This window comes from Neisseria maigaei (assembly GCF_958267405.1).
Lineage (GTDB): Bacteria > Pseudomonadota > Gammaproteobacteria > Burkholderiales > Neisseriaceae > Neisseria > Neisseria bergeri.
Map to the genome: position 1 here is coordinate 1 of NZ_CATQFT010000044.1, position 23,767 is coordinate 23,767.

Here is a 23,767-nt window from a genome sequence, read left to right on the forward strand (position 1 = left end):
TTTTTTTTTTTTTTTTTTTTTTTTGGTGTGTCAATGATTTAAGCATATAATATAAAAATTATATGCTCTCAAAATGGAAAACTAATGAAACAAAAGAAGACAGTTCAGTGCATCTTACTTGGTTTTGCAGCCGCTTCTATGCACGCGCAAGGGGCGGACGCTGCAAGCAGTGGAACGATAGAGAAGACAGACAAATACACCCTCGTCCTCGCAAAACAAGGGCAAGTAAACAACTACACCTACGATGGCGAAACCGAAGTCAAACCCTTAAATTCCCTCATTATTGCCGCCAACGGCGGTACGAACAACATTACGATAAAAGGCAAATTGGCAGACGGCTCTGCCGATGCCGCGCCGACGATTGACAATAAATCGATTCAAACAAAGATAGACACAAACGGTTACACGTACACATTAACCGAAACGTACACACCGGGACGGCATAGGGGTGGTGCCGTGATGTTGGCGGATGAAAGCTATGAGGGCAAAAACAACATCACTTTTGAAAACGTAACCATAGCCGCCCATAACGCGCCTGCCGGTATTTTGTCTTATGACCAAATCAATGGTTCTAGCACCTTGGCGCCGGCGACGCTTACCTTTAAAGGGCGCAACACCATCAATGCGGATGCGGACGCGAATGCCAACCCCAAAATCGACGGTATCCTATTATTAAATAATAATGTCAAAGTGGGGGAATATCGTCTTGTTTCCGAAGAAGGCTCGACACTGGACATCAACATCAAATCAGGAAAAGCGGTAGGACAAGGCATTAGCGCCAACCACTATAGTAGCAAAAGACCCGATCCTGCTTTTCCAAGCATCACCACGATGGAGTTCAAGGGCGATGTGAATATTAAAATCGATAGGAACGGACAGGACGAGGCGGAAAACAACGGTTTCGGCTTCTATTCAAGCCATAGCAACGGCATTAAGAAGCAGCTTCCGGAAGGCTCCAAAATGGAAGCGGTTTTCCGTGGGAATGTCAATATCGATATAACGCCGGTTTATGACGGGCAGGGCAGGCCGAAAAGCATAGGCAGCGCGTTTGCGATTGACGGGAAAAACAGCAAAGTCGAGATTGTCGGCGGGGAAGACAAGGTTGTCAAAATCAAAGGCGATATTTTCGCCTACAACGGCGGCAGCGTGAGCGTAAACCTCGCCAACAAAGATTCTTATTTTGAAGGGGAAGCCCATATCGGGAAAAGGAGCTTTGCCAAAGGGAAAGATATGTTCGGCGAAACCGTGGATGCGGACGGGAATGTACTGCCCACGGAACAAAGTATCGACAGTACAAGGAAAAGTCTAGTTAAAAAGCAGGAAAGATTGCTTAAGCTGGATGAAGAATTGGCTAAACTTAAGGAAGAATTGGCTAAACTCAAGGAAGATGATTCACAAGGAAAACAAAAAATAGAGCGCAAAATAAAATCAAAAGAAAGCTCCATAAAAAGCTCCATAAAAAGCATTGAGAGAGACGAAGCAAAAATCAAAGAATATGAAGATTTCTTCGATGAAAACGGTTGGATTAAAGACAGCGCGATCGACGACAAGACAAACAACACCATCAACCTCAAAATGAGCAACGGCGCGCGCTGGACGGTTACCAATGATTCAATGCTGAAAGAGTTGGATTTGTCGGAAGGCGCGCAGGTCGAATTTAGCGACAACAATAAATTCGTCAAAGTGTCCGTGAGCAAGCTCAAGGGCGATGGCGGCGTGTTCAAAATGTATGGCAACATCGTCAAAGGCGAATCGGACAAGCTGATTACCCGAAAAGGTAGCGAAGGCGTACACATCATCGAATATGAAGACAATGCCAAGGCACCAACGACGGGCAGGGAATTTTTAAAGCTGGTCGAAAACAAGGGCGATGCCGAAAACACAAAAGCGTCATACGAATTAAATGTCCGCTGTACGGAACAGGGAGGGTGGTGTTTTGCCTTGGGCGAGTCGGGTGATTCCAAAAAGGTCAATATTTCCGCAGACGGCAAGCGGGACTTCTACCTCTACCCGGCCACCCTGTCAACGGGCGCATCGAGCAGCGTCCTTTTCGGCGAGGCTTTGTATCAGTTGAACGCGGTTTCCGATGAAACGCTGGTGCAGCGTATGGGCGAAATCCACGCCGACGGAACGCCGCAGGAAGACAACAACGTCTGGATCAAACGCGTCGGCGGAAAATTCGCCGGCAGCCGCAGCGATTACCGCGTGGGCGGCTACAGCAACCGCTATTGGGGCTTTGCCGGCGGCTTCAACCGGACGGGGTTCGGCGACAAATGGATTCATTACAAAGGACTGATGCTCCGCCACCTCCAATCGTCCTACACCCCCGAAGACTACGCCGGCATCGGCAAAATCTACGGCAGGACGGCAGGCGTTTATTCCACCTGGCTCAACCGGGAAAGCAGGGCCTATTACGATTTGGTCGCCAACATCGCCCGATATAAGGGCAGCTACGGGCTGACCAATTATTCCGGCAAACGGGTCGAATCGGACGAGGCGCGCCTGAATGCCTATATGCTTTCCGCCGAAACCGGCAGGCGGATGGAAAAACAGGACGGCGGCAAAACCTATTGGTGGCAGCCGGAAGCGCAGTTGTCCTACTGGTTTACGCGCGGCTACGGCTTTTCGCTGTCAAACGGGCTGTCTACCGAGACGGACAACTTCCGCAGCCTGATGGGGCGGTTCGGCTTTCGGGCGGGCGTGGACGGTTTGGACGGCGGCAGGCTGAACATCTACGGCAAGCTGATGTACAAACGCGAGTTTATCGGCACGATCCGCCACAGGTTCAACGGCTCTGCCGTGGAGGAATTCAAACACCGTGGCGGCTGGTTGGAATACGGCTTGGGCGTGGTCAGCCGCAATGCCGGAAACGGGCGGCAGCTTTATTTTGAGGCGCAAAGGTCTTCGATGCACAAGATGCGGCAGAATTGGCAGGTCAATATGGGCGTACGCAGTATGTTTTAATGCGCGGATGCGCCTGAAAACAATCCGGAACGGTCAGACGCGTTCCGGATTGTTTTTTGTCGGGGGGTTTGCCGCCATATCAAAACAGGCGGGCGATGCCGTCTGAAGCCTGACAAGGCATTAAATGCCGTTTGAAACTCCGTCATTCCCGCCACTTTTCGTCATTCCCGCGAAAGCGGGAATCTAGAACCTCAAACTTTCAGATAACCTTTGAATATTGCCGCTACCCCAAGGTCTGGATTCCCGCCTGCGCGGGAATGACGGTTTAGAAGTTGCCCGAAAACCCAAAAAAACCCGAAACCGAACACACCAGATTCCCACTTTCGCGGGAATGACGGAATTTTAGGTTTCTGTTTTTATGGGAATGACGGCGGAGGGGGCGATGCCGTCTGAAGCCCGATAAAGCATTAAATGCCGTCTGAAACCCCGTCATTCCCTGATGTCCGCAACCTTCCGTCATTCCCGTGAAAGCGGGAATCTAGAACCTCAAACTTTCAGATAATTTTTGAATATTGCCGCTATCCCAAGGTCTGGATTCCCGCCTGCGCGGGAATGACGATTTGGAAATTACCCGAAAACCCAAAAAAACAACCGAAACCGAACACACCGGATTCCCGCTTTCGCGGGAATGACGGCGGTGGGACAATGCCGTCTGAAGCCCCCGATGCCGTCTGAAAACCCAAATGGCGGCATAACAATGCCGCGCTGCTAGACATTGCCGTCCCGGCACAAAACGGCACAGACAATAAAAAATGCCGTCTGAAAGGGCTTCAGACGGCATTTTGTTCGGATGGGCGGGCTTATTTTGCGGCCTGTTCGCCTTCTTTTGCAAAATATTTGGCGTAGATTTTGTCGTATTCGCCGCTTTCGCGTACTTTTTTCAACGCATCGTTCATTACTTTTAAGGTTTCCCCGTCGCCTTTGCGTACCGCGATGCCGTAGTGTTCGGTGGTGAAGTCGGGCAGGGTAACGAAGTCCATTCCTTTGGCCGGGTTGTTTTTCACATAATTGGCGATGACCGCGCTGTCGCTGACCACGGAATCCAAGCCGCCGTTTTCCAGTTCTTTGATAATCAGGGGGACGTTTTCAAAGCGCGCGATTTTCGGATTGTCGTTGCCCAAGAGTTTGGAAACGGAGAAATCGCCCGTGTAGCCGGTAACCACGCCGACTTTGTTCATCTTTTTCAAATCTTCGGAAGAAGATACTTTTTTGCCTTTCGGAACGAGGACGACTTGGGTGATTTCAAAATACGGGTCGCTGAAATCCATAGACTGTTTGCGGTCGTCGGTAATGGTTACGCCCGACATCACAACGTCCGCATCGCCGTTGTTCAAGGCGGGGAAAAGGCTGTCCCACGGCTGGTGTTTGAATTCGATTTTAAAATTGCCCGCCTTTGCCATCGCGTTCATCAAATCCACGTCGAAGCCTTCGACATTGCCTTTCGAGTCTAAAGATTCAAAGGGGGCAAACTCGGCGTTGGAAGCCACGCGGTACACTTTGTCGGGGTTTGCGGCGGGCGCGGCAGCATCTTTGCCCTGACCGCCGCAGGCAGACAGCGCGAGTGCGGAACAGGCAAGGGCGGCGGCAATCCATTTTTTCATATTCATCAACATTCCTTTCGGTAATCAAAAAGCCTAAAAAATCAGTTTAACATAAAATTAACGTTCTTTTTCGCGGAAAAACGCATAAGTAACATCGTGAAACAAATCGGTGTGCGGACTGTCCTCATAGTTCAATTCAGCCAGTGCGTCTTCAAATGCAAGCTGGATGGACTCGACCGCGATTTCGGCGGTGTCGGCGGGAAGGGCGCGGATTAAGGCTTTGAAGGCGGTGGACAGGACGTGGTTCTGCATACGCAGCACGTCGTTCGCTTCCTCCAGATATTCCAAACGCTGTTCGATGCTGCCCATGATGTATCCTCGCAAATCTGTTAAAATGCGTCATTATATCAAACCGCGCTTTATGCGCGGGTTTGTCTGCCTGCAAAGATTATAGTGGATTAACAAAAACCAGTACGGCGTTGCCTCGCCTTAGCTCAAAGAGAACGATTCTCTAAGGTGCTGAAGCACCAAGTGAATCGGTTCCGTACTATTTGTACTGTCTGCGGCTTCGTCGCCTTGTCCTGATTTTTGTTAATCCACTATAAGAACCGGAAGCCGAAAAAATGGATACAAACAATCAGGATAAAGAGCCGAATTGGGAAAAACGTTTGGAAAACCTGCGTCAGACGCGCCGTATGAAGGCAGTGCCGACTTATGCGCCGCTGTCCCGTCCCTCTGAAACCGGAACGGACGCGCCGATGCCGAAACTGGACGATGGGGACCGCGAGCGCGTGTTGAAGGCGTATCTGAAAAAATGGCAGGAGGAACACAATGCCGCCGTTGCCGATTGCGGCGAGGAAGTCGAAACCGACCCGATGATCGTCCTTCAGGAAAACTGGCTCAACGCGCAGGCTTCCCTGCAAATGTCGGTTTTGGAAAAACACATCGAATCGCGGCGGAGAATCCGGTTCGATGCCAAAAAAGACAGTGCCGAATTTGAAACCGGACAGATTGAAGGCGGGGAAAACGCCGATGCGGCAGAATCGGGTACGGCGGCAGACGGGGTTGCGGAAAACGGCGAAGGCGGTGCGGAAGAGGCGTTGATGCCCGTCCAAATCAATATCCTGAACCCGAAAGCCGTCAACCGGCGCGAAGTGTTCTGCCTGTCCGAACAGGAGCTGACCGAACGGCTGATCAAACGCCTGCGCCCCCATCTGACCGATACCGTCAACGGCATCATCCGAACGGCGGTGCAAAAGCAGATGGCACTCTTTACTTATCAGCTCCAGCAGATGCTGCATGAGCAGGCGGGTGCGGTAGTCGAAGACGTATTGGAACACGATATCCGCAAAATCCTCAACGACATCAAGTACGAGTTAAAATACAAACGCTGACCGTCATGCCGTCTGAAAGCCGTTTCAGACGGCATTTTCCTGCCCGTCCGACTTGAAAGGCACACGGAACGGGCGCAAAATATTAATAAATTAAACAACGGGCGCACGCCCCGTTGCCGAACGGACAAAACCGAGGAATCACCGATGAGCAAACAACTTCATCCGCAAACGCTCGCCATACGCGGCGGCAAAGAACAAACCGGATACCGCGAACACAATCAGGCATTGTTCCTGACCAGCAGTTTCATGTGGGACAACGCCCAACACGCTGCCGATTTGTTTTCCAAAAAAATCAAAGGGTTCACTTATACCCGTACTGCCAATCCGACCACCGCCGCCTTTGAAAAACGCATCGCCGCTTTGGAAGGCGCGGAACGCGCGGTCGCCACTTCGACGGGGATGTCCGCGATTCAGGCGGCGTTTTTTACCTTTCTGCAGGCGGGCGACCATGTGGTTTCCAGCCGCAGCCTGTTCGGCACAACCGTCGGCTTTATCCATAACATCGTTACCAAATTCGGCATCGAAGTGAGCTACGTGTCGCCGACCGATATAAACGAATGGAAAGCCGCCGTCAAAGCCAACACCAAACTGCTGTTTTTGGAAACGCCGTCCAACCCCTTGGGCGAAGTAGCCGACTTGGAAGCCTTGGCGGAATTGGCGCACAGCATCGGCGCGCTCTTGGTGGTGGACAACAGCCTGCTGTCGCCCGTCGGCTCGCAGCCTTTGAAACACGGCGCGGATATTTCCGTTTCCTCCGCGACCAAAGCCATAGACGGACACGGGCGCGTGATGGGCGGCGTGTTGGCGGGTTCGGAAGAACTGATGGCGCAGGTCGCCGTTTACTGCAACTCTTGCGGTTTGGCGATGTCGCCGTTTAACGCGTGGCAGTTGTTGAGCGGCGTAGAAACCCTGTCGCTGCGTATGGAAAAACAGTTCGACAACGCCCTGAAAATCGCACAATGGCTGCAGGTGCAGCCGCAGGTTCAAGCCGTGTACTACACCGGATTGCCCGACCATCCGCAGGCGGAGCTTATCCGCAAACAGCAAAACGGCGGCGGCATCGTCATCGGCTTTGAAGTTGCCGATCAGGCAGCGGCGTGGAAAGTCGTGGATGGCGTGGAACTCTTTTCCCGCACCGCCAACCTCGGCGATGTGCGCTCGACCATTACCCACCCGTGGACAACCACGCACGGCAGGATGCAGCCCGAAGAAAAACTCGCCGCCAACATCCGCCCCGGATTGGTGCGCCTGTCGGTCGGTTTGGAATATGTTGGCGATTTGATTGACGATTTAAAACAGGCACTCGCACGCTGATTGCGCGTTTCAGACGGCATTGGACAGCAGATGCCGTCTGAAACCCTTATCTTATATGGCATACACATCAACAATAGGAAAAAAATATGGATGAAGCGGTTTTTGCCGATTGGGCGTTGAAAATCTGCCTGACCGGCTTGATTATTTTTTTGGGTTTTATCGTTTGGAATTTGGGCAAGGAGTCTAAAGCGGGCAAATTCGGCATTGCCATTTTGTTTTTGGTCTTGGGCTTGGGCGTGTTCGGTTTTGTGTTCAAAGAGTTATTGATTAAGTTTTTGGTATTGCCGAAATAGGTTTGCCGTCTGTCAAAATGCCGTCTGAAATCATAAAAAGTAATCTGCACCTTAAAAGTTTGATTTAACCGCCAACTGATTAAGGTGCGGATTTTTATGACAAAATATAGTGGATTAAATTTAAACCAGTACGGCGTTGTCTCGCCTTGCCGTACTATTTGTACTGTCTGCGGCTTCGTCGCCTTGTCCTGATTTTTGTTAATCCACTATAAAAATCATCTTTCCGCAGTCATTCCCACGGACGCGAAAGCCTGTCTTTTTGAATCCCGGATAATTTTACATCGTCATTCCCGCGCAGGCGGGAATCCAGATCATTGGGTAGCGGCAATGTTCAAAAGTCGTCTGAAAAATCAGAAGTTCTAGATTCCCGTTTTCACGGGAATGACGGAATTTCAGACGGCATCCTCCCGCCCCGTTATTCCCGCACAGGCGGGAATCTAGTCCGTTCGGTTTCGGTCATTTACGACAAATTCCTGTTGCCTTTCATTTCCGGATTCCCACTTCCGTGGGAATGACGGAGGAGCGGATAAATTCCCGCAATCTAAAACCTCGTCATTTCTATAAAAAACAGCAACCCGAAACAGCAACTTAAAAACAGCAACCTGAAACCCCGTCATTCCCGCGCAGGCGGGAATCCAGATCATTGGGTAGCGGCAATGTTCAAAAGTTGTCTGAAAAATCAGAAGTTCTAGATTCCCGTTTTCACGGGAATGACGGAATTTCAGACGGCATCCTCCCGCCCCGTTATTCCCGCGCAGGCGGGAATCTAGTCCGTTCGGTTTCGGTCATTTACGATAAATTCCTGTTGCTTTTCATTTCTGGATTCCCACTTCTGTGGGAATGACGGAGGAGCGGATAAATTCCCGCAATCTAAAACCTCGTCATTTCCATAAAAAACAGCAACCCGAAACAGCAACTTAAAAACAGTAACCTGAGACCTCGTCATTCCCGCGCAGGCGGGAATCTAGTCCGTTCGGTTTCGGTCATTTCCGACAAATTCCTGTTGCCTTTCATTTCTAGATTCCCACTTTCGCGGGAATGACGGAGGAGCGGATAAATTCCCGCAATCTAAAACCTCGTCATTTCCATAAAAAACAGCAACCCGAAACAGCAACTTAAAAACAGCAACCTGAAACCTCGTCATTCCCGCGCAGGCGGGAATCTAGTCCGTTCGGTTTCGGTCATTTACGATAAATTCCTGTTGCTTTTCATTTCTGGATTCCCACTTCCGTGGGAATGACGGTTTGGAAGTTGCCTGAAACTCGAAAACAACTATAGTGGTTTAAATTTAAATCAGGACAAGGCGACGAAGCCGCAGACAGTACAAGCAGTACGACAAGGCGAGGCAACGCTGTACTGGTTTAAATTTAAACCACTATAAAACTGAACGAATCGGATTCCCACTTCCGTGGGAATGACAAACTTTAAGGTGTGATGACTTATCCAAAACAGTCGAAACGCAAAAACCGGTTTCTCATTTGCATAAGAACGGCAAATTTTTCGGTGTCTTGTTTTATGGGCGTTATCCCTTGTCCGCTCCGTAGGGCAGGTAAACGTCGAAGCGGGTGCTTTTGCCGGTGTATTGGTAGGCAGGAGCTTGTCCGGCAAGGTGTTCTCCCAGGCGCGGGCGTTTGACGACGACGCGTTTTTTTGCCGTTTGGCGTGCGGTATGCAGGAGTGCCGCTTCATCTTGCGCTTCGCCGACAAGCCGGTGGAAGTAGGCCATTTCTTTTTTAACGGCGGCACTTTTGCGGCGTTCGGGATACATCGGGTCGAGATAGACGATGTCGGGTTTGCCTTGTGTTTGAACAAGGGGGGGCATCTGTTCGGCGGCATTGCCGAAATGGAGGTTGATGCGCGCGGCGGTGTCTTGCGTTTCGGGATTGAGGAGGGCGCGGCGGATGCCGTCTGAAAGCAGGCAGGCGACGGCGGGATGCTGCTCGAAGGCGGTAACGGCCAGCCCGAGCGAGGCGAGGACGAAGCTGTCGCGCCCCAATCCGGCGGTCGCATCCCAAACGGTGGGGTGCGCGGTGTGGTTGACGGCTTTGGCGATGAGTTCGCCTCCGCCTTTTGTGCGCCGGTATTGTGCGGCTCCCGAGGCAAAATCGACGGTAACGCCGCCCTTTTCCCCGACAAGCCTGAGGCTGACGGTATCGTGCTCGGCAAGGAGGTAGCTGCCTTGTTCGGGCGGTTGGGAAACGGGCACGAGGGGGAATGCCCGTATCAGGGTGCGGACGGTTTCGGTGGCGGTGTTGTCAATAAGGATGTCGGTCATGGCAGTTTTGTTTGTTCGGAAGCAAGGGGCGGTACCCGCTTTCCCGTGCCGTTTCAGACGGCATTTTTTTCGGGTGGGCGGGGATGGTGCGGATGCCGTTTTGCCGTCAACCGATGTTGAGGCGTTCCATACGGTAGCGCATGGAACGGAAGCTGATGCCCAAGCGTTTGGCGGCTTGGGTGCGGTTGCCTTCGGTTTGTTTGAGGACTTGTTCGATGATGTCGCGTTCGATTTGGTCGAGGTAGTCCTGTATCTGCATGGTATCGGGGTTGAATGGGAGGATGCAGGACGGGGCGGACGCTTCAGACGGCAAGGTATCGGCAACGGGTTCGGCGGTTTCGGACTGAACGGGTTTGCGGCGCACGTCTTGAATTTGCAAATCGTCGATTTGCACGGTATGTCCGACGCACAGGGCGACGGCGCGTTCAAGGATGTTTTCCAGTTCGCGGAAATTGCCAGGATAGCTGTAATTCAGGAGCATCTGTTGCGCGGCGGGGGAGAGTGTGTAAGGCCGGTTGTTGTGGCTGTGTTTGTACAGGAGGTAGGGGATGAGCAGCTTCAAGTCTTCGCGCATTTCACGCAGGGAGGGCATATTGAGGCTGACGACATTGAGACGGTAATACAGGTCTTGGCGGAATGCGCCGCTTTCGACAAGGGCTTCGAGGTTTTTGTGGGTGGCGCAGACGATGCGGACATCGACGGGCTGCTCGGCGGTATCGCCGATGCGGCGCACGGCTTTTTCTTGAATCGCGCGCAGGAGTTTGACCTGCATGGAAAGGGGCAGGTCGGCGACTTCGTCCAAAAATAAAGTGCCGCCGTCGGCGTGGCGGAAGAAACCGGCATGGTCTTTGTCGGCACCGGTAAAGCTGCCTTTGCGGTAGCCGAAAAATTCGCTTTCCATGAGATTTTCGGGAATCGCGCCGCAGTTGACGGCGACGAAGGGTTTGCCCGCGCGGTCGGACAGTTCGTGTATGGTGCGCGCCGCCTGTTCCTTACCCGTGCCGGATTCGCCGGAAATATAGACGGGTACTTTGCCGGGCGCGAGGCGGCGGATGAGGTGGCGGACTTCGACCATCTGCGGAGAGCTGCCGAGCAGTCGGGGCATATCGGGTTCCGCATAGGGAAGGGTGGCGGAAACGGGCGGTGCCGTCGGTATCGCGTTTGCAGGTTTCGGGGCTTCAGACGGCATGGGGGAAGAAACGGGGGATGCCGTCTGAACGGGCGGTTCGGGAATCTTGTTTTGGTTTTCGGAAACGGAGATTGCCGATTTGACGAGGGAACGCAGCCGGGCGAGGGTGATGGGTTTTTGGATGTAGTCGAACGCGCCGCAACGCAACGCTTCCTGTGCCTGATCGGCATTGCCGAAGGCGGTGATGACGGCAATCGGGATGTCGAGTGCGCTGCTGTTGATGTGTTGGACGACCTCCAGCCCCGAGCCGTCGGGCATACGCATATCGGTCAGGACGAGCGAATAGCGTTGGCTGTCGAGCTTGTTTTTGGCTTCGGCAACGCCTGACGCGGTATGGACGCGCAGCCCCATTTTCATCAGGGTCATTTCCATAAGGTCGAGGATGTCGGTTTCGTCATCGACGATGAGGACGGGATGTTGCAGTTCAGTCATTGCTTTTTTCCAGTAATGTGAGTTCGAAGCATTTGGTTTCGGGCAGGTAGGTCAAATCGCCGAAGTTGGCGTGTGCCAGTTCGCGGGCGACATACAGCCCGAGGCCGGTGCCGTTTTCCGCCGTGGTGTAAAAGGGTTCGAACAAGTGTTCCTGCACTTCGGGCGGAACGCCGCCGCCGTCGTCGGCAAACAGGATGCTGATGGTGTTTTTTTGCGCGGGGCGGATGGTGACGGAAATCGAGCCGGGCTGTTTGCGGCTGTGCCGCCACGCGTTGTTGGCGAGGTTCCACATAATTTGCCGCAGGTGGGCGGGATCGAAATAGGCGGTCGGGCTGCCGCCTTGAATATCCGGACGGATGCAGCCGGCGGCATCGGGATGGCCGAGCAGGAACTCCTGTTTGAATTCTTCCCAAAACGGTATCAGGCCGATGATTTCGCGTTCGGTTTTGTTGCGCTTGTTGAGCGAGGAAATGTCTTCGAGCATTTTGTCGATGCGGCAGACGTTGCCGTCGATGATTTTGCACAATTTGGCGTTGAACGGATCTGCCGCCCCCGCCTCCATATTTTCGCGCAGCAGGTCGTTGGCGTGGCGGATGGCGGACATCGGGTTGCGGATTTCGTGGGCAAGGTTGGCGGTCAGTTGTCCGAGCGCGGCAAGTTTGACGGATAGGGCTTCCGCCTGAATTTCGCTTTGCGGGCGGATGTAGAGGATGAGCAGCTTGTCCGGCCCTTTGTTGACCGGAACGGCGCGGATGCCGGCGTTCAGGCCGGGTGTGCCGAGGACGTATTCGAAATTGTGCGGAGAGGCTTGATTCCACCGTTCGGCGGCAGAATCGGACAGGCCGGCGCGCCGTCCGATTTCGAGCGCGGGGAAAAGGTCTTTCGCCTTCCGGTTGAACAGCACCGCCAGCCCTTCGGTATTGATGACGACGACGGCTTCCTGAACGCGTTCGAGTACGGTTTGGCTCAAGCCTTTGATGCGCCGGTAGGCGAGGTGGTTGTCGCGGGCCAGTTGGCCGGCGCTGTCGATGTATTTGACCGACAGGGAAGTGAAGATGGCGGAAAGATAGGAGGCGGCGACGAGGATGAAGGTTGCCGAGGCGGTACGGGTATCCGATATGAGCGGGTATTTGCCGATATTGCCGTCGGCAATGGCGTTGAATATCAGCAGGATGGCGGCGTAGCTGGAATAGAGCAGGGGGTAACGCCCGTAGCTGAGCAGGCAGGAGCAGACGACGAAGGGCAGGATCAGGATGCCGAAGCCGGAATCGATGCCGCCGAACAGGTAGGTCAGCACGCCGATCATCGTGATGTCCGCCACCGCGCTGAAACGCGGCATTTTCAGCGACTGCCATTGCCAATGCGGATGGATGATGGAAAAGAAAATCAGCCAGCAGGCAATGGCGAGCCAAACATAAAACGCCCACGCCGTCCACGAAGCGTGCAGGTTCGCACGGCTGCCGGTTTCCAGCCCGAGGATGTGCATAATCATCAGCGGGAAAACGATGGCGACGCGGATGATGTTGATCAGATTGGGAATCCGGTCTTTGAGTTTTTCAAGTTCGCGGGTATTGGAAATTACCATAATATGTGCGGAACCGGGTTTATTTCGGGGAAGAAAGCTGTTTCAGGCTGCCCGATATGGGTAATAGTTTGCCTTTTTTGCCGCGTTTTGCTTCAAGCAGGGAGACGGGGATGCGGTCTTTGTGCGCCGCGCCGCGCCTGCCTTCGCTTTCAATCAGGATTTCCGGCTCGGAAGAAACGGCGGTATGCGTCATCGATTCGCCGGCGTTTAATCCGATGATTTGCAGTCCTTTGCCTTTCGCCATAATTTTCAATTCGCCGATGGGGAAGGCGAGGGCGCGGTTTTGACTGGTGGCGGCAATGATTTTGCAGTCGGGGTTGATGAACGAGGAGGCATAGACGGCAACCGGCGGCAGGACGGTTTCGCCGCTGTCTGCGGTCATCACCACTTTGCCCGCTTTCACGCGTCCGACCATATCGCCCAGTTTGGCGATGAAGCCGTAGCCGCCGCTGCTTGATAATAAATAATGTTGTTCCGGCAATCCTGTCAACATCGCAACGGGTTTCGCGCCGTTTTGCAGCTCGATTAACGATGAAACCGGCACGCCGTCGCCGCGCCCGCCGGGGATTTCGGCGGCATCAAGCGTGTAGGTTCTGCCTAATGAATCCAAAATGACGACGGGCAAAACCGTTCTGCCTTCGAGGGTTTGTTTGAGGTGGTCGCCTTCTTTGAACGCGGTTTGGCTCAAATCAAGGTTGTGTCCGGCACGGCTGCGTATCCAGCCTTTTTCCGACAGAATCAGCGTGATCGGTTCGTCAGCGGTGGTTTGCGTCAGCACGGCGCGTCCGGCTTCTTCCACCAGCGTGCGGCGCGCGTCGCCAAACTGCTTCATGTCCGCCTGCATCTCTTTGATAATCAGCTTGCGTTTTTCGTTTTCGTCGCCCAAAAGGATATTCAGACGGCCTTGTTCCTCGCGCAACTCGTTCAATTCTTTTTCGAGTTTGAAACCTTCCAAACGCGCCAACTGACGCAGGCGGATTTCCAAAATGTCTTCCGCTTGGATTTCGGTCAGCCCGAACGCCGCCATCAAATCGGCTTTCGGGTCGTCCGATTCGCGGATGACTTTAATCACTTCGTCAATATGCAGAAAGACTTTCAGACGGCCTTCAAGGATGTGCAGCCGTTTTTCCACTTGGTTCAAACGGAATTTCAGACGGCGTGTTACGGTTACGGTGCGGAAATCCAGCCATTCCTGCAAAATCGTTTTCAGGTTTTTCTGCGCGGGGCGGTTGTCCAAACCCATCATCACCAAGTTCATGGACACATTGCCTTCCAGCGAAGTCTGCGCCATCAGCGTGTTGATGAAGGTATCGGTATCGATGCGGCTAGATTTCGGCTCGAACACAAGGCGCACAGGATGTTCGCCGTCGGACTCGTCGCGCACGCGGTCGATTAAATCCAGCATCAGCTTTTTGGTGTTGAGCTGGTCTTGGTTGAGCTGCTTTTTACCCGCTTTCGGTTTCGGGTTGGTTTGTTCTTCGATTTCGGCAAGGATTTTGGCGGAATTAGCGTTCGGCGGCAGCTCGGTAACGATGACGCGCCATTGTCCGCGCGCCAGCTTCTCGATTTCGTAACGCGCACGCACGCGCACGCTACCCTTGCCGGTTTCGTAAATCCGGCGCAATTCGTCCGCCGGCGTGATGATTTGACCGCCGCCGGCAAAGTCGGGGGCAGGAATGTACTGCATCAGGTCGGCGGTTTCCAGCGTCGGTTTCTTCAACAGCGCAATCGCCGCCTGTGTGACTTCGTTCAAATTGTGTGATGGAATTTCGGTCGCCATGCCCACTGCAATGCCTGACGCGCCGTTGAGCAACACCATAGGCAGGCGGGCGGGCAGATGCAACGGTTCGTCAAACGCGCCGTCGTAGTTCGGCACGAAATCCACCGTCCCCTGATTGATTTCGGACAACAGCAATTCCGCAATCGGCGTAAGCCGCGCCTCGGTGTAACGCATCGCCGCCGCCCCGTCGCCGTCGCGCGAACCGAAGTTGCCGATGCCGTCGATTAAGGGATAGCGCAAGGTAAAATCCTGCGCCATGCGAACCATCGCCTCATAGGCGGAACTGTCGCCGTGCGGATGGTATTTGCCCAAAATCTCGCCGACCACGCGCGCCGATTTCACCGGCTTCGCCCCCGCCGTCAAACCCATATCGCGCATGGCAAACAAAATGCGCCGCTGCACGGGCTTCTGGCCGTCTGAAACTTCAGGCAGCGCGCGGCCTTTGACCACGCTCATGGCGTATTCGAGATAGGCGCGTTCGGCGTATCGGCCGAGCATCAGCGTGTTGGAATCGGTATGTGGGGCGTGCGCTTGCGTGTTCATTGTGTATGCGGAATGTAAAACAAAGGGCATTATTGTAAATCAAAACGGCAAACCATAGTGGGCGCGTGTCTGAATCTGAATCAAATACGGGAATGTGAAAATATGTTATAAATACCGTTTTCCCACTTTCACACTTTGGAGACGATATGGAACTGGTATTTATCCGCCACGGGCAAAGCGAATGGAATGCGAAAAACCTGTTTACGGGCTGGCGCGACGTGAAGCTGAGCGAGCAGGGGCTTGCCGAGGCTGCCGCCGCCGGTAAAAAACTGAAAGAAAACGGCTATGAGTTCGACATCGCCTTCACATCCGTCCTGACCCGCGCGATCAAGACCTGCAACATCGTTTTGGAAGAATCCGACCAACTGTTCGTACCGCAAATCAAAACGTGGCGGCTGAACGAACGCCACTACGGCCGACTGCAAGGTTTGGACAAAAAACAAACCGCCGAACAATACGGCGACGAGCAAGTCCGCATCTGGCGGCGCAGCTACGACACCCTGCCGCCGCTTTTGGATAAAGACGATGCGTTTTCCGCACACAAAGACCGCCGCTATGCCCATCTGCCTGCCGATGTCGTACCCGACGGCGAAAACCTGAAAGTAACGCTGGAGCGCGTATTGCCGTTTTGGGAAGACCAAATCGCCCCCGCGATTTTGAGCGGCAAACGCGTCTTGGTAGCGGCGCACGGCAACTCCCTGCGCGCGCTGGCAAAACACATCGAGGGCATTTCCGACGAAGACATCATGGGCTTGGAAATCCCGACCGGTCAGCCGCTGGTGTACAAATTGGATGACAACCTGAAAGTCATCGAAAAATTCTACCTGTAAGGGTTTGAAATAAAAAATGCCGTCTGAAGGCTTGGGCGTTCAGACGGCATTTTTGACGGTAAACGTAGCAACTATGTAACTGTATTGGGCGCGCGTTTTTTGCGGTGTGCGGCGTAATTCGGATGAGGGGGAACGAATCAGTAACCGTAGCAACTGCTTTTGCAGTAATGACGGAATTTTAAGTTACGGTAAGTTATCGGAAAGACAGAAACTGCTCCGCCGTCATTCCCACGAAAGCGGGAATCTAGACACCCGAAACCGCAGGAATTTATCCGAAACAACAGCAACCGCTCCTCCGTCATTCCCGCGAAAGCGGGAATCTAGAACCTCTGAATTTTCAGACAACCTTTGAATATTGCCGCCGCCCCGCGTTTCTGGATTCCCGCCTGCGTGGGAATGACGATTCATCAGTTTCCCGAAATGCCGACATAACCGAAACCGAACGCCCTGGATTCCCGCCAGTGCGGGAATGACGGGATTTTAAGTTACGGTAAGTTATTAGAAAAACAGAAATTTCTCCGCCGTCATTCCCACGAAAGCGGGAATCTAGACACCCGAAACCGCAGGAATTTATCCGAAACAACAGCAACCTCCGCCGTTATTCCCGCGAAAGCGGGAATCTAGAACCTCTGAATTTTCAGACAACCTTTGAATATTGCCGCCGTCCCGCGTTTCTGGATTCCCGCCTGTGCGGAAATGACGGGATTTTAAGTTACGGTAAGTTATCGGAAAGACAGAAACTGCTCCGCCGTCATTCCCGCGAAGGCGGGAATCTGAACACGTCCGTAGGGAAACCTATATCCCGTCATTCCCACGAAAGTGGGAATCTAGAACCTCTGAATTTTCAGACAACCTTTGAATATTGCCGCCGCCCCACGTTCTGGATTCCCGCCTGCGCGGGAATGACGATTCATAAGTTTCCCGAAATGCCCGAAAAAACCGAAATCCGACAGGCAGGATTTTTGCTTTCGTGGGGATGACGGGATTTTAAGTTGCGGTAAGTTATTAGAAAAACAGAAATTTCTCCGCCGTCATTCCCGCGAAAGCGGGAATCTAGACACCCGAAACCGCAGGAATTTATCCGAAACAACAGCAACCTCCGCCGTCATTCCCGCGAAAGTGGGAATCTAGAACCTCTGAATTTTCAGACAACCAACCTTTGAATATTGCTGTTGTTCTAAGGTCTGGATTCCCGCCTGCGCGGGAATGACGATTCATCAGTTTCCCGAAATGCCGACATAACCGAAACCGAACGCCCTGGATTCCCGCCTGCGCGGGAATGACGGGATTTTTGTAACCGCAGGGTGGGCTTCAGCCTGCCAATCGACAACCGAAAATGAAGAAAAACGGCGGGCTGAAGCCCGCCTTACGCTGCTGTAAACCAAGCAGGGTTTGCCTTTATTTGGGTTTTTTAGGCGGCTTGGTGTTTTCGCTTTCTATCGCCTTGCGGTACAGCTCGAACAGGAAGGCGGTGCGTTCGGCTTCGTCGTCGGTGTTTTTGCCTGTTTGGTAGCCGTAGGCTTTATCGACGGCTTTGTCGAGGGCGGCGTGGGCTTTGTCGAGGGCGGTATAGCCTGCGTCGGGCGCATAGAGTTCGGCGAGGGTCGGCTCGGGCAAACCGGCTTCCCGCGCTTCTCGGCGGTATTGTCCGCGCGCGTCGAGGACGGCTTGGGCGGCGGTTTCGACGGCGGCGCGGAGCGGGTCGGGGCGGTCGTTTTCAGACGGCATCCGGCAGCTTTCGGGGAAGGGGAAGTTGTTGTACACAATGCCACCGGAGTATTGATAGCGGCTTTCTAGACGACCTGAAACGGTACGCATAAAGGCATTGTGCATAGTGGAGTTGAGGATACCAAAATGATAAAGCGGCGTATTGCTTGCGAGCATATAAAGTTTGTTGCTGGCAATATTTTCAGAAGATAAGAAACCAATAGGAATAAAACGACGTGTTTCTGATGATACTTCGGGAATAGCAAGATAATTGCCGTCTGAAGGCTGGCGGATTTCGTCGAAGAGCCACGGGGTGGCCGCTTTTTTCTGCGTGGCGGCTTTGCTGCTGGCTTCGCGCATGGCTTTGACCGCCTGAATACGGGCTTGGACTTGGGGCATCTGTTTCAGGTCGTGGTTGCGTTTAACGTCGGGTACGCCGTGAAACCACAGGCACCAACGGGTTTTGCCGTTGATAAATTCCTCTGCGCCGATAAAGGGGCGGATGTATTGTTCCGCCAAGGGTTCGGCGGCAATCAGGGCTTCTTTTTCATCGGTTGAAAGGATAAGGTTGCCGCCGTCGGTCGGTTGATTGCCTTTGCACATTTCATTTTCCCCGCTGATTTGGCTTCTGCGCTTGGTAATAATCAAATCGGGCGCATCAATCAGATAAGGATTGATGTTGGCCGCGTCGTGTTTTACGGGTTCGCCTTTGATGTCGGGATAGTCGTAGAGGTATTTGGGCAGGGCGGGATTTTCCGAAGCGTTTGCGCCGCCGTTTTCAGACGGCATTTGCGGCTTTTGGCGGAAGCCGACGATGATGCAGTGGACGGCGGCTTTGCCTGCGGCTTGGCTCGTCCATTGGAAGGTGCGGTGGGCAAAGTGGATTTCGATGCCTTGGTTTAAAAGGCTGCCCCAGAGGATTTCGACCTGCTGGCCTTGGCAGATGGAATTGGTGGAAACAAATGCCGTCTGAACTTGGGGATTCTGTGCCATGATGCCGGCGGCTTTGACGTACCAGTTGCAGACGTAATCCAACAGGCCGTAGCCTTTGATATGGCCGCAGATGCTTTCGAGGTCGTTTTTCTGCTCTTTGGTTTGGTAGGTCGAGCCGATAAAGGGGGGATTACCGAAGATGTAGTCCGCCGCCTGCCAAGGTGTGCGGAGGCTGTTGGCGTGGATGATTTCGGCGGCATCTTCGAGCGGCAGCGTATGGCAGGCGACTTCGCCGTCGAAGCGGATTTGCGTGCGGATGTTGCATTGGTGGTTTTTGAGCCACATGGCGGTGCGGGCGATGAGGACGGCAAATTCGTCTATTTCGATGCCGTGAAACTGTTTCAGACGGCATTGGACGGACGGGCTGTCGAACAGGCCGCCTGCTTTGTCTTTGAGGGCTTCGGCGATGATGTCGTCTTCAAGGGCGCGGATGCGGTCGTAGGCGACGATAAGGAAGTTGCCGCAGCCGCAGGCAGGGTCGAGGAATTGCAGGTTTTGGATTTTTTGGTAGAAGGCGGCGAGTTTTTTGGCTTTGTCGCGTTTGAGGGCTTTGACGGCTTCAAATTCGGCGCGCAGGTTTTCTAAAAAGAGGCCGTTGATGACTTTGTCGATGTTGGCGGCTTCGGTGTAGTGTGCGCCCGCTTCGCGCCGCTCTTGCGCGTCCATGACGGATTGGAAGAGCGTGCCGAAGATTTCTGGACTGATGTTGCGCCAGTCGAAATTGCCGCAGTCGATTAAGGCGCGGTGCTGCTTGGCAGTGAAGTCGAAGGTGCGCAGGCGTTCTTTAAACAGGCCGCCGTTGACGTATTCGAAACCTTTAAATTTTTCGCTTTGGGTCTTGCTGCGCTTTTGGTCGGGTGTGTTGAGAAATTCAAAGAGTTGGTTGAGCTTGTCGCCGAGCGTGTCGGCTTCTTTGCAGCCTTCTAAAAAGTCTTGAAAGAGATAGTTGCGCTGGAAAACGGCGCTGTCGTCGGCAAAAAAGAGGAAAAGCAGGCGCGTGATGAAGAGGCGCAGCTCGTGTTCTTCGTAAATGCCTTCTTCTTTGAGCGCGTCGTGCAGCCTGCCGATGGCCGAAGCCGCTTGAATGTTGGCTTCTTCTTGAATTTGGCGGACTTTGGCTTCGATGCCGAACATGAAGTCGAAAACGCCGCGCGTGATGTATTCGGGCAATTCTTCCAAAGGGAACTGCCATTGGTTTTCTGCGCCTTCTTCAGGTACGCGGCGGTAAAGGTGGAAATGGGCAAAATCGCTGACGGCGTAATATTCGGGCAGCGCGGAGGGCTTGGTGCGCCCGATTTCCTGCAAATAACGCTCCGCCTGCTCTTTGGCCTTGGTCAGGTTTTTGTTGGCGGATTTGTGTTCGGCAAGGAAGATGCCCTCCCAAAATATATCGACGAATTGGGTGTTGTCGGCAGGGTCTTTGACGGGGTATTCGAAGTGGGCGACGTTTTTGCGGTCGATGCCGAAAATGGCGAAAAATTCGTTCCAGAAGGTGTCTTTCTCGCGGCGTTCGTCGGTTTGGTCTTTGTAGTAGGCGGCGAAGTTTTGTGCGGCGGTTTGGAGTTGGAGCAGGGTTTTCATCGGCTTGGTTTTCTATAACGGGGACGGGTGAATTGTATAGTAAATTCAAAGAAAAAACCCCTATATCCTTATCTTTGCCCTATTTGCGCTGTTATAGTGGATTAAATTTAAACCAGTACGGCGTTGCCTTGCCTTGCCGTACTATTTGTACTGTCTGCGGCTTCGTCGCCTTGTCCTGATTTTTGTTAATCCACTATATTTGTGCGAAAGTGGGAATCTGAACGCGTCCGTAGGGAAACCTGCATCCCGCCATTCCCACGAAAGTGGGAATCCGGACACTCGAAACCGCAGGAATTTATCCGAAACAACAGCAACCTCCGCCGTCATTCCCGCGAAGGCGGGAATCTAGAACCTCTTAATTTTCAGACGGTCTTTGAATATTGCTGTTGTTCTAAGGTCTGGATTCCCGCCTGCGCGGGAATGACGATTCATCAGTTTCCCGAAATGCCGACATAACCGAAACCGAACGCCCTAGATTCCCGCCTGCGAGGGAATGACGATTCATCAGTTTCCCGAAATTCCAACATAACCGAAATCCGACGGTAACCATAGGGTGGGCTTCAGTCCGCCAATTAATAATCGGAAATGAAGAAACGGAGGGTTGAAGCCCATCCTACGCAACTGCGTGCGGAAAAAATACCGTCTGAAGGCTTGGGCGTTCAGACGGCATTTTGCTTGCGGCGGAGGGATTATGCGAGTTTGGCTTTTACCCATTCTTCTGCGCTTGCCAGCATTTCGGGCAATTTGCCGGCATCCGTACCGCCGGCTTGCGCCAAGTCGGGACGGCCGCCGCCTTTGCCGCCGACTTGTTCGGCTGCAAATTTAACCAGATCGCCTGCTTTGACTTTGCCGGTCAGGGCTTTGGATACGCCTGCGCACAGGGAAACTTTGCCGTCGTTTACTGCCGCTAAAAGAATCACGGCGTTGTCGGATTTTCCGGTCAGGTCGGTTACGATTTCGCGCAGGGCAGCTGCGTCGGCTTCGATTTGGGCGGCAACGAGTTTGGCTGCGCCCAAGTCTTTTGCATCGTCCAAGAGTTTTGCGCCTGCGTGGACGGCGAGTTCGGCTTTGGCGCGAGCCAATTCTTTTTCCAATGCTTTGGCGTGTGCTGCGCCTGCTTGGATTTTCGCCAATACGTCTTTTTCAGTTTGGGCTTTGGTTTCGGCAATAATGTCTTTCACCAAGCGTTCTTGCTCTTGCGCCCATTTGAGTGCGTTCAGGCCGGTGATGGCTTCGATACGGCGCACGCCTGCGGCAATACCGCCTTCGCTGATGATTTTGAAGAGGCCGATGTCGCCGGTGCGTGAAACGTGCGTGCCACCGCACAATTCGGTAGAGAAACCGCCCATTTGCAATACGCGTACTTCGTCGCCGTATTTTTCGCCGAAGAGCATCATCGCGCCGGTTTTTTGCGCGTCTTCCATGCTCATAATGGCGGCGTTGACGGCAACGTTCGCCAAAACGGCTTCGTTGACGCGGCGTTCGACTTCGGCGATTTCTTCGGCAGTTACCGCTTGGGGATGGGAAATGTCGAAACGGGTGGATTCGGCGGTAACCAAAGAGCCTTTTTGTTCGACGTGTCCGCCCAATACATCGCGTAGGGCTTTGTGCATCAAGTGGGTTGCGCTGTGGTTGCGCATATTGGCATTGCGGATTTCGTCGTCCACTTTGGCGGTAACGCTGTCGCCGACTTTCAGACGGCCTGAAGTTTGTACGCCGAATTGTCCGAATACGGCCGCTTTGATTTTTTGGGTATCGCGTACTTCAAAGCGGTTTTCGCCTGCGAAGATATAGCCGACGTCGCCGACTTGGCCGCCGGATTCTGCATAGAACGGGGTAAAGTCGATAACGACTGCGCCGCTGTCGCCTTCGTTCAATTCGTCGACTTGCTCGCCGTCTTTGTAGAGGGCGAGGACTTTGGATTCGGTTTGGCGTTCGGTATAACCTTTAAACTCGGTGTCTTGACCGTCGTAAGGCAGTTGGGCGTTGGCTTTGAAGCTTTGGGCGGCGCGTGCGCGTGCGCGTTGGGCTTCCATTTCACGCTCGAAGCCTGCTTCGTCCAAATCGATATTGCGTTCGCGGCAGATGTCGGCAGTCAGGTCGTATGGGAAACCGTAGGTATCGTAGAGTTTGAAGATGATTTCGCCGCCGAGTGTTTTGCCGCCTTTGGCCAACGCGTTTTCCAACAAAGCCATACCGGTTTCCAAAGTTTGGGCAAAACGGCTTTCTTCGTTTTTCAAGGCTTCTTCGATTTGGGCTTGTTTTTCTTTCAATTCAGGGTAGGCATCGCCCATCTCTTTGACCAAATCGGCAACGAGTTTGTGGAAGAACGGTTTGCTTTGACCCAGTTTGTAACCGTGGCGCACGGCGCGGCGGATGATGCGGCGCAATACGTAGCCGCGGCCTTCGTTGGCAGGCAATACGCCGTCTGCAATCAGGAAGGAGCAGGAGCGGATGTGGTCGGCAATCACTTTCAGGCTGGGTTCTTCCATGCTGAAAGGTGAGCCCGTTTCGCGGGCAACGGCTTTGAGCAGGTCTTGGAACAAGTCGATTTCGTAGTTGCTGTGAACGTGCTGCATGACGGCGGCCATACGCTCCAAGCCCATACCGGTATCGACGGACGGCTTGGGCAGCGGATTCATATTGCCTTGTTCGTCGCGGTTGAACTGCATGAATACGCAGTTCCAAATTTCGATCCAGCGGTCGCCGTCTTCTTCGGGGCTGCCGGGAATGCCGCCCCAGATTTCTTCGCCGTGGTCGTAGAAAATTTCGGAGCAGGGGCCGCAAGGGCCGGTGTCGCCCATTTGCCAGAAGTTGTCGGACGCGTATTTCGTGCCTTTGTTGTCGCCGATGCGGACGATGCGTTCAGACGGCATACCGATTTCGTTCAGCCAGATGTTGTAGGCTTCGTCGTCTTCGGCATACACGGTCGCCAAGAGTTTGTCTTTGGGGATGTTGAGCCATTCGGGGGAAGTGAGAAACTCCCAAGCAAAATGAATCGCGTCGCGTTTGAAGTAGTCGCCGAAGGAGAAGTTGCCCATCATTTCAAAGAAGGTGTGGTGGCGGGCGGTGTAGCCGACGTTTTCCAAGTCGTTGTGCTTGCCGCCGGCGCGTACGCATTTTTGCGCGGTGGTGGCGCGGCTGTACGGGCGTTTGTCGAAACCTAAAAATACGTCTTTAAACTGGTTCATACCGGCGTTGGTAAACAGCAGGGTCGGGTCGTCGTGCGGCACGAGGCTGGAAGAGCGGACGACGGTGTGGCCTTTGGTTTCAAAAAATTTTAGGAATTTTTGGCGCAGTTCGGAGGTTTTCATAATTTTTTCAATGTCTCTCAAATGTCTTGTCA

General features: G+C 53.4%; 14 protein-coding genes and 1 pseudogene. 6 read left to right on the plus strand and 9 right to left on the minus strand.

Annotation, left to right across the window (positions count from 1 at the left end; genetic code table 11):
* Positions 1 to 84: 84 nt before the first annotated feature.
* The gene (locus Q3O06_RS08130) at positions 85 to 2,964 is read left to right on the plus strand and encodes an autotransporter outer membrane beta-barrel domain-containing protein (RefSeq protein WP_301818373.1); all 2,880 of its coding nucleotides are present in this window, start codon (positions 85 to 87) and stop codon (positions 2,962 to 2,964) included.
* Positions 2,965 to 3,482: 518 nt separating this feature from the next.
* On the opposite strand, the gene Q3O06_RS08135 is transcribed toward Q3O06_RS08130, so the two are convergent.
* The 3 genes from Q3O06_RS08135 to Q3O06_RS08145 form a co-directional block, all read right to left on the minus strand.
* Positions 3,483 to 3,680 (minus strand): hypothetical protein, encoded by a 198-nt coding sequence (locus Q3O06_RS08135; protein WP_301818374.1) that lies wholly within the window; start codon positions 3,678 to 3,680, stop codon positions 3,483 to 3,485.
* 84 nt (positions 3,681 to 3,764) lie between these two features.
* Positions 3,765 to 4,571 (minus strand): basic amino acid ABC transporter substrate-binding protein, encoded by an 807-nt coding sequence (locus Q3O06_RS08140; RefSeq protein WP_301668494.1) that lies wholly within the window; start codon positions 4,569 to 4,571, stop codon positions 3,765 to 3,767.
* 51 nt (positions 4,572 to 4,622) lie between these two features.
* The gene (locus Q3O06_RS08145) at positions 4,623 to 4,874 is read right to left on the minus strand and encodes an NGO1151 family protein (RefSeq protein ID WP_107819397.1); all 252 of its coding nucleotides are present in this window, start codon (positions 4,872 to 4,874) and stop codon (positions 4,623 to 4,625) included.
* A 254-nt stretch (positions 4,875 to 5,128) separates the two neighbouring features.
* Between Q3O06_RS08145 and Q3O06_RS08150 the strand changes: the two genes are divergently transcribed.
* The 4 genes and pseudogenes from Q3O06_RS08150 to Q3O06_RS08165 all read left to right on the plus strand — a co-directional run.
* The gene (locus tag Q3O06_RS08150; protein WP_301818375.1) at positions 5,129 to 5,899 is read left to right on the plus strand and encodes a hypothetical protein; all 771 of its coding nucleotides are present in this window, start codon (positions 5,129 to 5,131) and stop codon (positions 5,897 to 5,899) included.
* 144 nt (positions 5,900 to 6,043) lie between these two features.
* Positions 6,044 to 7,213: an O-succinylhomoserine sulfhydrylase gene (gene metZ, locus Q3O06_RS08155; RefSeq protein ID WP_301818376.1), complete on the plus strand. Its 1,170-nt coding sequence runs from the start codon at positions 6,044 to 6,046 to the stop codon at positions 7,211 to 7,213.
* A gap of 86 nt (positions 7,214 to 7,299) precedes the next feature.
* Positions 7,300 to 7,506, plus strand: coding sequence for a DUF2788 domain-containing protein (locus Q3O06_RS08160; RefSeq protein WP_002212781.1), 207 nt, complete (start codon positions 7,300 to 7,302; stop codon positions 7,504 to 7,506).
* A gap of 1,264 nt (positions 7,507 to 8,770) precedes the next feature.
* Positions 8,771 to 8,884, plus strand: a pseudogene (locus tag Q3O06_RS08165) (IS5/IS1182 family transposase); the annotation flags it as partial.
* Positions 8,885 to 9,028: 144 nt separating this feature from the next.
* Here Q3O06_RS08165 and Q3O06_RS08170 read toward each other — a convergent pair.
* The 4 genes from Q3O06_RS08170 to parC form a co-directional block, all read right to left on the minus strand.
* The gene (locus Q3O06_RS08170) at positions 9,029 to 9,781 is read right to left on the minus strand and encodes a class I SAM-dependent methyltransferase (protein ID WP_301818377.1); all 753 of its coding nucleotides are present in this window, start codon (positions 9,779 to 9,781) and stop codon (positions 9,029 to 9,031) included.
* Positions 9,782 to 9,887: 106 nt separating this feature from the next.
* Complete coding sequence (locus Q3O06_RS08175; protein ID WP_301818378.1) at positions 9,888 to 11,402, minus strand: sigma-54-dependent transcriptional regulator; 1,515 nt, start codon at positions 11,400 to 11,402, stop codon at positions 9,888 to 9,890.
* Entirely contained in the window at positions 11,395 to 12,987 is a 1,593-nt protein-coding gene (locus tag Q3O06_RS08180; protein WP_301818379.1) for an ATP-binding protein, read from the minus strand. The genes Q3O06_RS08175 and Q3O06_RS08180 overlap by 8 nt, the downstream gene beginning before the upstream one ends.
* Before the next feature lie 19 nt (positions 12,988 to 13,006).
* The gene (gene parC / locus Q3O06_RS08185; RefSeq protein ID WP_301818380.1) at positions 13,007 to 15,310 is read right to left on the minus strand and encodes a DNA topoisomerase IV subunit A; all 2,304 of its coding nucleotides are present in this window, start codon (positions 15,308 to 15,310) and stop codon (positions 13,007 to 13,009) included.
* 146 nt (positions 15,311 to 15,456) lie between these two features.
* Between parC and Q3O06_RS08190 the strand changes: the two genes are divergently transcribed.
* Positions 15,457 to 16,140, plus strand: a complete 684-nt coding sequence (locus Q3O06_RS08190) for a 2,3-diphosphoglycerate-dependent phosphoglycerate mutase (protein ID WP_301818381.1) — start codon at positions 15,457 to 15,459, stop codon at positions 16,138 to 16,140.
* A 1,398-nt stretch (positions 16,141 to 17,538) separates the two neighbouring features.
* Here the strand turns inward: Q3O06_RS08190 and Q3O06_RS08195 are convergent.
* Together Q3O06_RS08195 and alaS are read right to left on the minus strand one after the other, a co-directional pair.
* Positions 17,539 to 20,421 carry a class I SAM-dependent DNA methyltransferase gene (locus Q3O06_RS08195; RefSeq protein ID WP_301818382.1) on the minus strand — a complete coding sequence of 961 codons (2,883 nt, stop codon included), beginning with the start codon at positions 20,419 to 20,421 and terminating at the stop codon, positions 17,539 to 17,541.
* 689 nt (positions 20,422 to 21,110) lie between these two features.
* Positions 21,111 to 23,735: an alanine--tRNA ligase gene (alaS, locus tag Q3O06_RS08200; protein ID WP_301818383.1), complete on the minus strand. Its 2,625-nt coding sequence runs from the start codon at positions 23,733 to 23,735 to the stop codon at positions 21,111 to 21,113.
* Positions 23,736 to 23,767 lie beyond the last annotated feature (32 nt).